Genomic DNA, 15,545 nt, shown 5'->3' on the forward strand with positions numbered 1-15,545 from the left:
GGTAACCTTTCCCTCGGAATCGTGGCGTACTTTGCTTCGGAATGGGCGGCGTACTTTGTGTCGGAATCGTGGCGTACTATGGAGCGGAATATCCAAAAGTAAAAGCAATATAATCAGAGTAAAAAAAATTGAACCATCTCTGGATCCATATTTAGGTTATGTAAATAAAACAGAATCATATTTGTATCCTGAATACAGGATTAACATTGATAAAGCTTATCGCGACTTTAAATATTCATTTTCTGTAATTGTTGACCATAATGGTAAAATGAAGTTCAAACGGTTCATGTTAAATCTGTTTCCTGAATTTATTGAAACAAAAACTAAAGTTGCGCAAGGAATAATAGATGTTTATTTAAGAAATTTATTAGATGTTACACCTGGAAAAACACTTGGGTTCCCACACTCAAGCGTAATTAATCTACATGTAATTGGAAAAGTAAATTGATTATCTGTGTGCTCGCCATATTCCTAAGGGCAGGTCGAATACTCAGATAATTTAGATTTGCAATCCAGTAAAGCGATTTAATCACTGTATTTATACCCCGAATCACAAAGTATAGTGACAATATTCAATGGTTTTGCCTGTTCCATCAAAAATTTCTTTGCTGCCAGAACGTTCGCTCCTGCTGAATATCCCACGTAAAGCCCCTGATCAGCTGATAAACATTTCTTCATATCCATTACTTCCTGATCACTAACTGTAATAAAATCATCAGCAAGTTTTTCATCCCAGTGCGGAGGGATTAAGCCATAGGCCGTACCCTGAATAATATGTTTAGGCTCATCCACTCTCCCGGTTTTCAAAATTGCTGCCTTTTCGGGTTCTACGGCAATGCATTTAATGCCTGGGTTAATCGATTTCAGGTACTTTGCAGTCCCGATGAATGTTCCACCACTACCTACAGATGCCATAAACACATCAATATCCGCCAGTTCCCGCAAAATTTCAGGCCCGGTATGATTAAAATGTGCACGAATACATGATGGATTATTGAACTGATCTGCATAGAATGCATTCCTGTTCTGAGCAATATCTTTTGCAACATCGACAGCAAGGGCAATATCTGCGCCGGTAACCATCCCTGGCAAACCATCCACCTGCTTAGTAAGTATAACTTCTGCCCCGAATACCTGAAGAATTTTTAACCGTTCCGGACTATTCCCTTCCGACATCACGGCAACAAAAGGATTACCAAACTGCCTGCAAACCAATGCAAGTCCCGCTCCCATATTTCCGCTGGTCATTTCCACAACCGTTTGCCCTCTTTTCAAACTCCCATTCTCATAGGCATCCAGAATAATCTGATAGGCTGCCCGGTCTTTGACACTTCCTCCCGGCTGCATATGTTCTGCCTTGGCACAGATCTTTCCGGACAGGCCGGCGCTGATCTTGTCGAGAAAGATTAATGGGGTGTTATGGATTAGGCTTAAGGTGCTCAAGGTTTATTTGACTCATTAACTCTTCATTTCCACACTAAAGCTAATCTTTGCGTTCAGGGCTTTGAAGACTTTCAGGATTGTCTCCACCCGGGCATCGGTAAGACTATTTTCCAGCTTGGAGATCTGAGCCTTTTGAACACCAACCAGCTTACCCAATTCTTCTTGTGTAAGTTTACGGTCTAAACGTGCCTGTTTGATCGCTTCTCCCAACAGGTCGAGACGCAATTCATTGTCAAAAGCTTCGCGCTTGGGTGTTCCCGGCTGACCGATATGCCTATCGGTGATTTCTTCAAGTGTAAAAGTTTTCAAGCTTTGCTTACTCATTTTTAGGTGTATTGAGTATAAAATATAGTTTTCTCAAACTTGCTGCCTTATTCAGATCATCCTGAGGCGTTTTTTCTGATTTCTTAATAATTCCATGAGTACAAACAATGAGAGTTTCGGTACTCACACGCTTGTCCCAAAATGCAAAAAGCCGGTATTGAATATTTTTGTAAAGAGTTCTAAACTCCCAGATCTCATCGTTTAGCTTTTTAAAAAGCTCCTTATCATTTGAATATCTTGATTTTGTGATATTGTAAATGATCTTAACCCTGACTTTCTCATCCAGAAGTTCGAGAAATTCAGCCGCCTCTTCCAAAAATTCAACGCTAAACTTTGGCTTCTGTAAATTATTATTCAAAGATAAAAGTTTCTTATTAAGGAAACAAACTATTTCCTTAATAAATCTTAGAATAAGCAGCCATAAGCTGAAATAAAAATTCTAAAAGGATGCTTTTAATTAGTTATCGGTTAAATATAGATTTGAATATATTGAAAAAAGTCAAGGATCTATTAGACCCAGAGAAGCCAATCCTATAGACCAGACTAATCAAGCTTCAAAAAATCACCATCTACGATAAGCAGTTTAACGCCGCTTTCAGTAACAGATCGATGCGAGCTTAGTTCATCCGATACGACATACGTTTCTCCTTTTTTGAGGCTTATCCGCTCACCGCTGATCAGCTCAGAGTCGAACTCTCCTTCCAGACAATGAACAATATGACCCTTTTGGCACCAGTGGTCGGCCAAATACCCTTCCGAATACTCCACCAGACGAATCCGCAATCCGGGAAACTGAATTGTTTGCCAAAAAGAGGTTCCTGTTTCTCCCTTATGTTCGGTTTTTTCGATGGTAGACCAGTCAATGGTTTGGAAAGGAATATGGCTCATTAATCCTAAATAAACCTGTTCACCACATTCTCCAGATACTCTTGCTTTCCGCTTCTCACTTCCGGCTCTCCATTTTCGATGGCGAAGGCTCTAAGATCTTCCATTCTCAGTTTGCCGGCTTCAAAGTCTTTTCCTTTTCCGGAATCGAATGAGGCATAGCGCTCTGTACGTACCCTTTTATAATCCGATTTATTCAAAATATTATCTGCTGCGATCAGGGCACGAGCAAAATTATCCATACCACCGATATGAGCGTAGAAAAGATCTGCAGGATCAGTCGAGTTTCTTCGGATCTTGGCATCGAAATTAATACCTCCACCCTGGAAACCACCGGCTTCAATGATCACGAGCATGGCTTCGGTCAGTTCATTGATATTATTCGGGAATTGGTCGGTATCCCAGCCGTTCTGGTAGTCACCGCGGTTGGCATCCATAGAGCCTAATAAACCTGCATCGGCACTTACCTGCAATTCATGCTGGAAAGTATGGCCGGCAAGAGTGGCATGGTTCACCTCAATGTTTAGTTTAAAATCGCCCATCAGGTCGAACTGGCGAAGAAAGGCGATCACTGTTGCCGCATCATAATCATACTGATGCTTGCTTGGCTCGCATGGTTTAGGTTCAATGAAAAAGGTGCCTTTAAACCCTTGCTTACGGGCATAATCTTTTGCCATATGCAGGAATTGGGCAAGATGCTCCTGCTCACGCTTCATATTGGTGTTCAGGAGACTCATATATCCTTCTCTGCCACCCCAGAAGACGTAGTTTTCACCACCCAGACTGATAGTCGCATCCAAAGCCGCCTTTACCTGTGCGCCTGCATGGCTCAAAACATGAAAATCAGGATTGGTTGAGGCACCATTCATGTACCGGCGATGCGAAAAGAGGTTGGCTGTTCCCCAAAGTAATTTAACACCGCTGGCTTCCTGCTTTTGCTTCGCATAAGCGGTAATTGCCTGCAGACGGCGTTCATTTTCTGCTATATCGTTTCCATAATCCACCACATCCACATCATGGAAGCAATAGAAAGGAAGGTTCATCTTAGTGATAAATTCAAAAGCCGCATCCATTTTATCTTTGGCACGTTCTACAGCATCTGTTTTCGCATCCCATGGGAAGATATGGGTTGGCTCACCGAAAGGATCAGCTCCATTACCAACAAAAGAATGCCAGTAAGCACAGGCAAAACGCAGGGTTTCCTTCATGGACTTACCCGCTACGATCCGGTTTTCATCGTACCAGCGGAATGCTAATGGGTTATCTGATTCAGGGCCTTCGTAAGCGATCTGGCCAATGCCTTTGAAAAATTCTTTATCTCCTGTGATGATGTTTGACATATTCGTTTATTTGATTCTTAAATAATTCATTCCTCATTACTCGAATTGGGATGAAAGTTTTGGTTTTGTAATTTATAGAATTTATATGAATTGATAAAGGGTAGGATTCGGGAAAAAATTGTGTTGGGATTGGGAGGGAGGCATGTTTTTATTGTCATTGCGAAGAGGCACGATGATGCAATCTCCTGATTTCAATCCAATTGACATTTGAGATTGCCGCGCTGCGCTCGCAATGACAAAGTAATGCTCGCAATTGACAAAGTAACGCTGACGTACGCGAGTGTGCTTTTTTAATCTCACCCTCCCTGCAATTCAATACTTAAAAACGAAATTTCATAATGTATATTTAAACCAACGAAATGAATAAGCCAAAATGAAAACCATCCTATCCCTGCTTCTGATATTTTCTTTTGCACTAAACCTTCATGCTCAAAGGCCCGCATCAACAAACTATGATGAGTCGAAAGTGCCTGAATATACCTTACCAGCGGTTTTAACCACAAGCAGCGGTAAAAAAGTAAGATCGGCCAAAGTCTGGGAAAAATCAAGGCGACCGGAAGTCCTGGGCCTCTTTGCAGAGAATATTTATGGCCAGATGCCGCTTAAATACGACAGGATCACTTATTCCATCATCAATGAGGACAGGAACAGCATGAACGGGAAAGCTCATTTGAAGGAAGTGCTGATCGAAGTATTCAACCGTAATAAAAGTGTGAAAATTAACCTGACCCTGTTCATTCCCAATCAGAAAACCGGGCCTGCACCTGTATTTTTATTGATCAATAACCGGCCAAAAGAGAATACTGATCCAAGCCGGACTGTAAAAAGCGAGTTTTGGCCAGCAGAGGTATTGATCGAAGGAGGATATGCCATTGCAGCCTTTCAGGTAAATGATCTGGCACCGGATAATAAAGAGACATTCATGAACGGAGCCTTGCAATTGTATCCGGAACAGCTGAATGCCGAAAATGGGATGCGGGCTATTGGTGCATGGGCATGGGGAGCAAGCAGGGTGATGGATTATTTTGAAACGGATCCTCAACTGGATAAAAAACGGGTAGCGGTTACCGGACATTCACGCGGCGGAAAAGCATCTTTATGGGCAGCAGCGAACGACCAGCGATTTGCACTCTGTATCAGCAACTGTTCTGGAAATACCGGCGCTGCACTGGCAAGAAGGCAATTTGGCGAACGGGTGAAAGTGATCAATACTGTTTTCCCTCACTGGTTCAATACCAATTATAAGAAATACAATGATAATGAAGATCAGCTTCCCGTGGATCAGCATATGCTGATCTCATTGATCGCTCCGAGGCCGGTTTATGCAACAAACGCTTCAGAAGATCTCTGGGCAGACCCCAGAGGAACCTTTCTTTCGCTCAAACATGCTGAGGAAGTTTATGAATTATATGGCTTGAAATCTGCGTTGCCGGAGGTTCAACCGGAATTAAATACCCCCATTATTGAATCACCACTGGCCTATCATAACCGCGAAGGAAAACATGATCTGACGGTTTACGACTGGAAGCAATTTATACGGTTTGCGGATTCTCACTATTGGGGAAAGAAGAATTAATTGCAGGAAGCTAACAGCGCTAGCACACGCGCCACGTGTGCTCAAATCAAAAACAAATCAACCAGTAAAATATCACAAATGCTTCTCTAACAGCAGCTTCCATTCCTGGAAAACACTCTCATATTCTGAAACCTTTTTCGGTTCCACGATCTTCAAAGCCTTCAGATTACTGAACGCATTTTCTGTGGTAAATTCTCCTTTTCCAATACCGGCGCCAATAGCAGCACCAATACTTCCTTCATTGCTATGCAGCTCAAGAGGTACCCCGCAGGAATTTACGAATGTTTCTATAAAAAGTTCACTGGAGAACATATTTGCCTGCCCTGCACGGATCAGACTGGGGTTCATCCCATTTGCGCGCATGATATCCAGACCATAGCGGAAAGCAAATGCAATTCCTTCCTGAACGGCCCTGAATATGTGCGGGCGACCATGAAGATTCAAGTCGATATGTTGAAAATGTGCTCCTATATTTCGGTTATTCAGCATGCGCTCTGCTCCATTACCAAAAGGAAGGATCCTCAAGCCCTGGCTTCCCACAGGAATCTGAGCAGCCTCCGAATTCATAGTATCGTAGCTAATTCCTGATGCCACCACATCTTTAACCCAGCGGTTCAAAATACCGGTTCCGTTGATACATAATAGAACGCCAAGCCGTTTTTGCTCAGGAGTATAATTAACATGCGCAAAGGTGTTTATTCTTGACTGCTCATCATGGGTCAACTCATCAGAAACACCATAAATAACTCCCGAAGTACCGCCATTGGCAGCAACCTCTCCGGGGTTTAATACATTCAGGGAAAGCGCATTATTGGGCTGATCACCTGATTTATAAGTAACAACCGTACTGGGATCGAGGGAAAGTTTAGCGGCTATTGCCTTATCCAGCCTACCATGTTCTGAAAATACCGGTAAAATTTGGGGAATGATTGATTCATCAAATCCATAATATCTGAAAACATCTTTGGAAAGTTCATCCTTCCTGAAGTCCCAGAATATTCCTTCAGAAAGTGCGGAAATACTGGTGCTGATCTCCCCCGTTAGCTTCATCGCAATGAAATCGCCGGGGAGCATTGCCTTATCTACTTTTTCGAAATTTGCCGGCTCATTTTGCTTGACCCATGCTAGTTTCGAAGCAGTAAAATTACCGGGAGAATTTAACAGGTCTGAGAGGCATTTTTCTTCCCCAATAGCCTTAAAAGCACCATTTCCAATCTCAACCGCCCTGCTATCACACCAAATAATGGAATTTCTAAGTACATTTTGCTGCTTATCGACCAGTACAAGTCCATGCATCTGATAGGCGATGCCAATAGCTCCGATATCAACCGGATCATATACTTTTAAAGCATGAGCTTTGAGGATGGCCTGCTGTACATTTTCCCACCACAGATCCGGAGATTGCTCAGCCCAACCTGGATGCTCAGCAATAATTGTTGTTTCAGTGTCCGGATACTGTACCGTACAAAGACTCCTCTGCGTAGCTGAATCAATAACTGAAACTTTAATGGAGGATGTGCCGAGGTCGATACCGAGTAGAAGCATATTAAGTGTTGTCTGTTATCTGTTGACGGTTATCGGTTGTGTGTTGTCTGATAACTGACAACTGTCAACTGACAACTTATATTAATTTCTGATATGTCCTTAACCACAGATCCGGCATTTCACCGGCATTTGCAAGTTGATAATCTTCATATCGGCAGGGTACCAGATGATGCCTTGCGTTCCTGGATGATCCTGAAGGATAAGGCACCTGCATCCACCAGCGGTCAGATTTCTTACTCTTCACAAAAACCAACTCATGCGAACCATCTTTCAGACTAGTGCGGTAAGTAATGTAATGCGACTTTGGCAGCATCGGAAATTCTTTTTTCCGGTTATAAAATCCATCTATAAAATACCAGACCATCTGCGAAAGCAGCATGGCCGTTTGCCCCTTCGGATCATGTTCAGGATTGTATTCATAAAATCCGATGGACGATAATTTATCATTCATTCCAGCATAACGCGCAATCTGACAGGCATCCTCCCCATAAAAACCATTGGGACTTGCATTACCATTTCCTGCTGCATCCGAGGAGCGGATCGCTGAGATATCAAAGCTGATCATGTTTGCGTTTCGGATGATCGGCTCAGCCGTACTTACACTCTTAGTGAAATCACCAAGGCGGTGAACATCAAAATATAGTTTGTCCATCACCTTCAAACTTTCCTGGTTGACAAAAAAGGTCTGATAGCCGATATTACTAAAGTTAAAAAGGAAATTGGGCTGATGTAAAAATATTTTATTCAGATAGGAAGCAGAACTGGTCTCGATCGTATCGTCTGAATTTTCATCCAGATCAAAATGGGAATCTACCACCAGCAGATCAACTTTTTGCTCCAGTTCCTCATAAGCCATGAATTGCGGATAGGTGAGATCCTGACCGCCACCGATAATAACAGGCAAAATGTTTTTCTTGATCAGTTCAGCAACCACCAGCTTCAATGCCACATAGGTATCTGAAACCTGATGCCCTGCCTTAATATTCCCAAGATCAACAATGTGGGTAGCATAGTTACCTTCATTCAACCCATAAAACTTCTTCCTGAAAAAATCCGGAGCTCTGGATGTTCCCTTATTATTTACCGAATTACGATCTTCAAGAACTCCGATCAGCGCTATATCAAACTTATGATCATCAAGATCAGGAAAATCAGCATGGTAAACCTCAATTTTTGAACCTAAATGACTGGTATAAAAACCATCTTCAGGAGAAAGGTTATTAAAATCAACAGGACTTAGAAAATCGGATAATGACATAGTTTAGTTTGTTCCTGTTAATTGGTAAACGATAATGAACTTCAGGCTGCCTCCTCAGTGATGTTTTAGAAAAACTGAAGATTATTAGTTTTTGAGCATACTCAAAGCAAATATCAGTTTATTCAGTTACTTTTGAAAGCATTTAAAAAAATTCATCCGGATGATTTTAGTTACCGGCGCCACCGGTTTTTTAGGCTCAGAATTAATCAGACAATTACTTCTTAAAGGTGAAAATGTCAGGGCGATCATGCGTGAAACATCCGTGATTCCGGCATTACTCAAAAACGAGAAAAAAATTGAATGGTTTACTGCCGATATCCTGGATTATTTCGCCCTGAAGGATGCGATGGAGGGTATCAGCAAAGTGTATCATTGTGCTGCTTTTATTTCTTTTGACCCTGCCGACAAAAAAAGAATGAAAAAGGTAAATGTTGAGGGCACAGTAAATCTGCTCAATGTTTCAATGGAAAAAAACATATCCCGTTTCTTACATGTCAGTTCAGTGGCAGCATTGGGCGAAAGTAAAAAAGACGAATTCATCACTGAAAAAGATCAATGGGAGTACTCTCCGGATCGCAGTGCCTATTCGATCTCAAAATATGAGAGTGAAATGGAAGTTTTCAGAGCGGCGGCTGAAGGTTTGAATGCAGTTATTGTCAATCCATCGATCATTATTGGTAAAAATGCAGGTAATGAAGGCAGCGGACAGCTATTTGAAACGATCCAAAAAGGATTAAAATACTATCCTGGAGGAAGTTTTGGCTATGTTGATGTTGAAGATGTGGCAAAAGCTATGATCTTATTAATGGATTCAGACATTTCTGATGAACGTTTCATTATCAATGCCGAAAACTGGAGCTATCGGGATCTTTTCACTGAAATTGCATTGAATTTTAAGAAAAATCCACCCAAAATAGCCCTTAAGCCCTGGATGATGCAATTAGCATACCTGGGAACACGAATTATTGCTGCTTTTACAGGTAAAAAATTCAACCTGACAAGAGATACAGCGACCAGCGCCTTTAAAAAACGAAAGTATTCTAATAATAAAATTAAAAAGACCTTAAATTTGGACTTTAAACCTATTAAGGACTCAATCGGCGAGATTTGCCGTGATTTTTAACACCAATAATATTCAAAACACCAATCCATTGAAGCAGTTTTACATCATAGATTTCGACAGTACTTTTACTCAGGTGGAGGCGCTTGATGAATTAGCCCGTATCTCATTACAAAACCATCCCGATAGGGAAATGATCTACAAGAAAATTGAAGATCTGACGAATTTAGCAATGGAAGGCAAAATGTCTTTCCGTGAAAGCCTGACCGGCAGGGTACGACTTTTAGAAGCGAACCGTGATCATTTAAAGCAATTGATCTCGGTGCTTAAAAAGAAGGTTTCCTCTTCGTTCTCCAGAAATAAAACATTTTTCAAAAAACATTCAGAATCTGTCCTGATCGTATCTGGTGGATTTAAAGAATTTATTATTCCTGTTGTACTTCCATATCATATCTCCAAAGAAAATATCTATGCCAACACCTTTATATTCGATGATCAGGATCGGATTATAGGGTATGATGAAAAAAACCCGCTTTCAAATGAAGGAGGGAAAGTCACGCTACTGAAGGAGCTTGACCTTAAAGGCGATATTTATGGAATTGGCGACGGACATTCAGATTTTCAGCTGAAGGAATTTGGTATGATCAGGAAATTTTACGCCTTTACCGAAAACATCGAGCGTAAAACTGTCGCTGAAAAGGCAGATCATGTTACCCCCAGCTTTGATGAATTTTTATATGTCAATAACCTCCCAAGGGCAATTTCCTATCCCAAAAACAGGATCCTTTGCCTCGTGATCGGAGATGTTCCTGAACTGGCGATTCAAACTTTAAAGAAAGATGGGTTTTCCATTCGACATAAGACAAGTTTTGAAGAAAAATATGTGGCTGATGTAGGCATGATGCTATTAGGCAATGGCGAAATACTGGAACGTGAAAAACTGGAACGTGCAGTAAAACTGAAGACCATCGGTTATCTGGGTAACAGTGAGCCTAAACTATCCCACGGACTATGTACAGATATGGGTATTGTCATTTTTGATGACCCCAAGAACAGCCCCAGAAATCCGGAATTTATTGCCAAACGGATGATTAATTTCATTAATCATGGCCATACGTATGTGAGTGCAAACTTTCCGAACCTGCAGCTTCCCCGTATTATTGGAGCACACCGGCTTATTCATATTCACAAAAATATGCCGGGTATAATGGCTCAGATAAACAAAGTATTCGCCGACCATCATATCAACATTGTCGGTCAGTATCTGATGACCAACCCAAGCATCGGCTATGTGATCACGGATGTGAGTGATGAATATGATAAAAAAGTATTGAAGGCTCTTAAACAGATCAATCATACGATTAAGTTCAGGATTCTTTATTAAGCCTAGGGGGAAAGCAAAAAGCTGAAAGATGAAAGGGGAAAGCTTAAAGCTTAAAATACGGGCTCAAAAAGGAGTTTTAACTGCAATTTTTTAACAAAAATCCTTAAATTGCGCAATTCACTCAAAAAATAGCAAAGTGTCTCAAAAAGTAAATATCTCTATAACGAAAACTGCTAAATCACGCTTAGCGGAAACAGATTTCGATAATTTACCGTTCGGAAAGACTTTTTCCGATCATATGTTCATGGCAGATTACAGCGATGGCGAATGGAAAAATTTCCAGATCCTTCCTTATGGAGAGATAGGTATTAGTCCGGCGATATCTGCTCTTCACTACGGACAATCATTTTTCGAAGGTATCAAAGCCTATAAACATGCAGATGGCAAAGTTGCGATCTTCCGTCCGGATAAAAACGGGGAACGTTTCAACCTTTCTGCACAGCGTTTATGTATGCCTGAATTACCTGTAGAAATCTTTTTACAGAGTATTGCAACGCTGGTAGACCTTGACAGAGACTGGGTTCCGGGAAAAGAAAATCATTCCCTGTATATCAGGCCATTCATGTTCGCTACTGATCCATATCTGGGGGTTAATCCATCAGGAAGTTATAAATATATGGTACTAACCGGACCGGTAGGCCCCTATTTTTCGAAGAACCTAAAGGTTAAAATTGAAACACATTATTCAAGAGCCTGCGATGGAGGTTTTGGTTTTGCAAAAGCTGCCGGAAATTATGGTGGTTCAATGCTTCCTTCATTAAAAGCTACACAGGAAGGGTTTGATCAGCTGATCTGGACGGATTCACGTGAGCATGCTTATATTGAAGAATTAGGAGCTGCAAATGTGATGTTCCTGATGGACGGAACATTAGTTACTCCTTCAACAAGAGATACGATCCTGAAAGGCGTAACCCGTGATACCGTTCTTACACTGGCTAAGAAATGGAATGTGAACATTGAAGAACGCAGAATTTCAGTGGATGAGATCATCACCGGAATAAAAGAAGGCCGCATAACCGATGCTTTTGGTGTTGGAACCGCTGCTACTATTGCACACATTGCTGAAATTGGACATCAGGGTGAACTTTATACTCTTCCGGATCCTGCAAAGCGTGTATTTTCAAACAAGGTTTTGAATACTTTAAATGACTTGCGCTACGGAAGATCTGCCGATGAATTTGGCTGGAATTATCCGGTAGGAAAATAAAAATATCAATTTGAAAGGAAGGCTGCTTAGGATTAAGCAGCCTTTTTAATTAAATAAAATCACAGACCCTTTCCAAAAGGTAGAGCGAATGCCTGTTAACGGTTTTAATTCCTATTACTTCTTCGAATATCCCTCTTTCTCAACCTGTCGTCTCTCCGTTCATCCCTGTCAATGCGTTCGTTTTCCATTTTCCTCAATCTGGCCTTGATCTCCCTTTGTGTGGCTGAATCAAAACCAATGGTCTCGAGTAAAGCCTCAGCAAATCCTTTCCAGATCATATTAAAAAAGGACGAATGCTGGGGACGGTTAAATAGAAAATCAGATGTTCTGACCGGAGCACCAGGCGATGGATTATCATCTTTTATGATAAGAATATTGGCAAAGATCGAGGCGATTCCTTTTCTCTTTAACCTGGTTGTTGCACCACTCATTTCAAGCAGGGTAATTTTCAGATCATTATAATAGCATGTCAGCTCTCCCTTGATCCCTTTTAGACTGCCAGCACCTTTAAAGAGCATCTTTTCAATAAAGCCCGATTTAATTTCAATAAGAGACAAAGGCCTGATAGCTGAATTAAGCATGTCTGCATCAATTCTACCAAGTCGTCCGTCGAATTCAAAAGCTCCCGCAGGATCATTCAGACTGAATTTCATATTCACATCCAGCCTGCCCCGATCCATGAGCAGGGAAGTTAGTTTTACATTACTGTATTTGTTTTTAATAAGGCTCAGTGAATCATTCGTTACATTGGTTATAGTTCCATTAATTCGACTGAAGGTTACTGTACCCTTACGTTGGGAACCCGGATTATATTCCGAATAATCAACCCTTGAATTCTGTAATAAAACTGAATCCACTGTGGTATTTAATTTAAAACGCTGCAAAGCTATCTGAGGAAAATTCATGCCCTTGTTCCTGATCGAATCTGGAATCTGCCTGTTCAGAAAAATTGAGAAATTAGCTCTCTTTAAGATCAATGCCGAGGCAGAAAGTCGCCGGTCTCTGTTAAGAAGCTCATAATTGACCTTATTGAGCTGCAATTCCTCGATATTCATGGTGTATCGGGGTTTCTGAAATTTAAATCTTCGCGAAAACTCCATTTCACCAAAACGCGGTACTATTCGAATGCCATTCATTCGGGCATAGCCTCCTGCAGTTGAAGCTCTTAATTCCTTGATTTGAACACTGTAATTTTTGTCTAATGTGATCGTATTGTATCCGAGGAGTTCTGCATAAATATCGCGGGTATGATAGAGTCGCGACTTATCAAATTGGGATGCAGAATCGATCAGAAGATCGCTGATCTTAATATAGAGGTCTTTTAACGCGGTGACTTTTCCACCTTTCAGGCTATTATCAATGTATTTAAAGTCGGCATTTTTGAAAATAATATCACCGATCTTAACAGATTTAAGATAAGGAGCAAGTCGCTGGAAGGCTGTACGCTTATCCTCTTTTAAGGTGCCGTTATTATTCTTTAAATCAGTAAAATTAACCTCCAGACTAGGATGATCGATCTCAATAGATCTCATTTCCAGATCCCTGTCCAAATAGACCTTCCAGGGCTGTATTCTTTTTAAGATAAGTTCAGCAACTGCAACTTTATACAAATACCTGGGAGCAATACTATCCCTTTTCATTTCGTTGTATACAAAGGTATCAGGGGTAAAACGGATATTCCTGATATTCATTCTTCCTGTAACAAAATTCACCCGGACATTGTCGAAATCAATACGATACAAACCATCAGTAGATTTATGAATGGCTTCCTTAATTCTTTCAGTAATAATTGGTTTCCAATAATAGTTAAGATATACGGCCAGACCGGATACCAATACGATCAGTGTCAGAAATCCAATCAGGATCCATTTCCGGATAAAGGCATAACTATTCTTTTCAGTCATATATCAGTAGAGAACTTAAACTTATACAATTAAAACCAATTTAATAATTGCCGGATATGTCAGCGCAAAATAAAAATATTAAACTCAAGGCTGAAAAAGCATGTCTGCCAAATTGGCATTCCATAGAAAATTGCCTAACTTTGCAAGCTAATTTAAAAACAAATGTTTGACCGCCCATTAAACTTAAAAGATTCATCAGAGACTGCTATGCATGATGAATCCCGTCAGGGTGAAGCCTTAATAATTGAAAGACCAAAACAATATACAGGACGAAAACTCTACATTGAGAGTTACGGCTGTGCTATGAATTTTGCTGACAGTGAGATCGTTGCCTCACTCATGCTGGATATGGGTTTTGAAACTACAGCTCAATATAAGGAGGCTGATGTCATATTTATAAATACCTGTTCGATACGAGATAATGCCGAGCAAAGAGTAAGAAACAGGCTTCGTGAATTCAGCGCGGCAAAAAAGAAACGTCCCGGTATGACCATTGGCGTTCTGGGCTGTATGGCTGAGCGCCTTAAATCTAAGTTTTTAGAGGAAGAGAAGTTGGTCGATATTGTTATTGGACCAGACTCTTACCGCGATCTGCCCAATTTGCTCTCACAGGCAGACGAGGGAATCCGCGCTGTAAACGTTCTTCTGTCCCGTGAGGAAACCTATGCGGATATTAGTCCGGTACGATTGAACAGTAACGGCATCTCTGCCTTTGTTTCCATCATGCGCGGCTGCGATAATATGTGCTCATTCTGTGTGGTTCCATTTACAAGGGGAAGGGAAAGAAGCAGAGATCCGGAATCAATTGTCAGAGAGGCTAAAGAATTATTTGAAGAGGGCTATCGTGAAGTTACTCTCCTGGGTCAGAATGTAGATTCATATAAATGGGAAGACAGGCTGAATTTCGCAGGCCTTCTGCAGCTTGTCGCTCAGATCGATCCGCTTTTACGGGTTCGTTTTTCAACTTCCCATCCTAAAGATATCACCGATGAGGTATTACATACTATGAATAAGTATGATAATATCTGCAATCATATCCATCTGCCGGTACAATCAGGCAATTCACGGGTGCTTGAGCTGATGAACCGAACCTATACACGGGAATGGTATATCGAGCGGATCGATACCATCAGGCGACTAATCCCTGATTGCTCCATTTCAACGGATGTGATCATTGGTTTTTGTACCGAGACCGAGGAAGAACATCAGGATACCCTGAGTATGATGGATTATGTAAAGTATGATTTTGCCTACATGTACACGTATTCGGAGCGCCCCGGCACCTTGGCTGCCAAACGTTTTGAAGACGATATTCCAGAGGATGTTAAAACACGCCGTTTTAATGAGATCCTGAAAATGCAGCAGGCATGTTCCTTAAACAGGCTGGAGCAGCATATTGGGAAAACACACCGGGTATTGATCGATGGGTTTTCCAAAAAATCAGATAAGGATCTGGCAGGTAAAACTGAACATAACATCACGGTTGTTTTCCCGGCAAATGGAAACAACAAGCCCGGAGATTATGTTAATGTGGAGATCGTGCGTTGCACACCAGCCACCCTAATTGGTCAAATTATTAATTAACAAAAAATTTATGCAAATGATGGCCTATCATCATC

The 15,545-nt window shown here is 41.2% G+C and carries 13 protein-coding genes and 1 pseudogene; 6 read left to right on the forward strand and 8 right to left on the reverse strand.

The features are described 5' to 3' along the window. Positions 1 to 448 (forward strand): annotated as a pseudogene (locus BLR27_RS18660) (hypothetical protein); the annotation flags it as partial. 77 nt (positions 449 to 525) lie between these two features. Here BLR27_RS18660 and BLR27_RS12675 read toward each other — a convergent pair. The 5 genes from BLR27_RS12675 to xylA form a co-directional block, all read right to left on the reverse strand. Continuing rightward, entirely contained in the window at positions 526 to 1,443 is a 918-nt protein-coding gene (locus BLR27_RS12675; protein WP_090705432.1) for a PLP-dependent cysteine synthase family protein, read from the reverse strand. A 15-nt stretch (positions 1,444 to 1,458) separates the two neighbouring features. Next, a complete protein-coding gene (locus BLR27_RS12680) occupies positions 1,459 to 1,767 on the reverse strand; it encodes a helix-turn-helix transcriptional regulator (protein ID WP_245704509.1) in 309 nt (102 codons plus the stop codon). Beyond that, positions 1,760 to 2,125, reverse strand: a complete 366-nt coding sequence (locus tag BLR27_RS12685; protein ID WP_221406338.1) for a type II toxin-antitoxin system RelE/ParE family toxin — start codon at positions 2,123 to 2,125, stop codon at positions 1,760 to 1,762. The genes BLR27_RS12680 and BLR27_RS12685 overlap by 8 nt, the downstream gene beginning before the upstream one ends. Positions 2,126 to 2,310: 185 nt before the next feature. After that, on the reverse strand, positions 2,311 to 2,655 hold the full coding sequence (locus tag BLR27_RS12690) for a DHCW motif cupin fold protein (RefSeq protein ID WP_090705433.1): 345 nt from the start codon (positions 2,653 to 2,655) through the stop codon (positions 2,311 to 2,313). Between the two features lie 5 nt (positions 2,656 to 2,660). Next, positions 2,661 to 3,992: a xylose isomerase gene (xylA, locus tag BLR27_RS12695; RefSeq protein WP_090705435.1), complete on the reverse strand. Its 1,332-nt coding sequence runs from the start codon at positions 3,990 to 3,992 to the stop codon at positions 2,661 to 2,663. 373 nt (positions 3,993 to 4,365) lie between these two features. Between xylA and BLR27_RS12700 the strand changes: the two genes are divergently transcribed. Next, on the forward strand, positions 4,366 to 5,568 hold the full coding sequence (locus tag BLR27_RS12700; protein ID WP_090705437.1) for a glucuronyl esterase domain-containing protein: 1,203 nt from the start codon (positions 4,366 to 4,368) through the stop codon (positions 5,566 to 5,568). A 72-nt stretch (positions 5,569 to 5,640) separates the two neighbouring features. On the opposite strand, the gene BLR27_RS12705 is transcribed toward BLR27_RS12700, so the two are convergent. After that, positions 5,641 to 7,113: a xylulokinase gene (locus BLR27_RS12705; RefSeq protein WP_090705439.1), complete on the reverse strand. Its 1,473-nt coding sequence runs from the start codon at positions 7,111 to 7,113 to the stop codon at positions 5,641 to 5,643. Positions 7,114 to 7,189: 76 nt separating this feature from the next. After that, positions 7,190 to 8,371, reverse strand: a complete 1,182-nt coding sequence (locus tag BLR27_RS12710; protein ID WP_090705441.1) for a formimidoylglutamase — start codon at positions 8,369 to 8,371, stop codon at positions 7,190 to 7,192. 160 nt (positions 8,372 to 8,531) lie between these two features. On the opposite strand from BLR27_RS12710, the gene BLR27_RS12715 reads away from it, so the two are divergent. The 3 genes from BLR27_RS12715 (at position 8,532) to BLR27_RS12725 (ending at position 12,022) form a co-directional block, all read left to right on the forward strand. Further along, positions 8,532 to 9,494: an NAD-dependent epimerase/dehydratase family protein gene (locus tag BLR27_RS12715; RefSeq protein WP_090705443.1), complete on the forward strand. Its 963-nt coding sequence runs from the start codon at positions 8,532 to 8,534 to the stop codon at positions 9,492 to 9,494. 28 nt (positions 9,495 to 9,522) lie between these two features. Continuing rightward, the gene (locus BLR27_RS12720) at positions 9,523 to 10,815 is read left to right on the forward strand and encodes an HAD-IB family phosphatase (RefSeq protein ID WP_090705549.1); all 1,293 of its coding nucleotides are present in this window, start codon (positions 9,523 to 9,525) and stop codon (positions 10,813 to 10,815) included. A gap of 136 nt (positions 10,816 to 10,951) precedes the next feature. Further along, positions 10,952 to 12,022, forward strand: coding sequence for a branched-chain amino acid aminotransferase (locus tag BLR27_RS12725; protein WP_090705445.1), 1,071 nt, complete (start codon positions 10,952 to 10,954; stop codon positions 12,020 to 12,022). Between the two features lie 104 nt (positions 12,023 to 12,126). On the opposite strand, the gene BLR27_RS12730 is transcribed toward BLR27_RS12725, so the two are convergent. Beyond that, positions 12,127 to 13,926 carry an AsmA family protein gene (locus BLR27_RS12730; protein WP_090705446.1) on the reverse strand — a complete coding sequence of 600 codons (1,800 nt, stop codon included), beginning with the start codon at positions 13,924 to 13,926 and terminating at the stop codon, positions 12,127 to 12,129. Positions 13,927 to 14,088: 162 nt separating this feature from the next. Between BLR27_RS12730 and miaB the strand changes: the two genes are divergently transcribed. After that, the gene (gene miaB, locus BLR27_RS12735) at positions 14,089 to 15,510 is read left to right on the forward strand and encodes a tRNA (N6-isopentenyl adenosine(37)-C2)-methylthiotransferase MiaB (RefSeq protein WP_090705448.1); all 1,422 of its coding nucleotides are present in this window, start codon (positions 14,089 to 14,091) and stop codon (positions 15,508 to 15,510) included. The last annotated feature ends 35 nt before the right edge of the window (positions 15,511 to 15,545 follow it).

This window comes from Daejeonella rubra, from assembly GCF_900103545.1.
GTDB classification, from domain to species: Bacteria; Bacteroidota; Bacteroidia; order Sphingobacteriales; family Sphingobacteriaceae; genus Daejeonella; species Daejeonella rubra.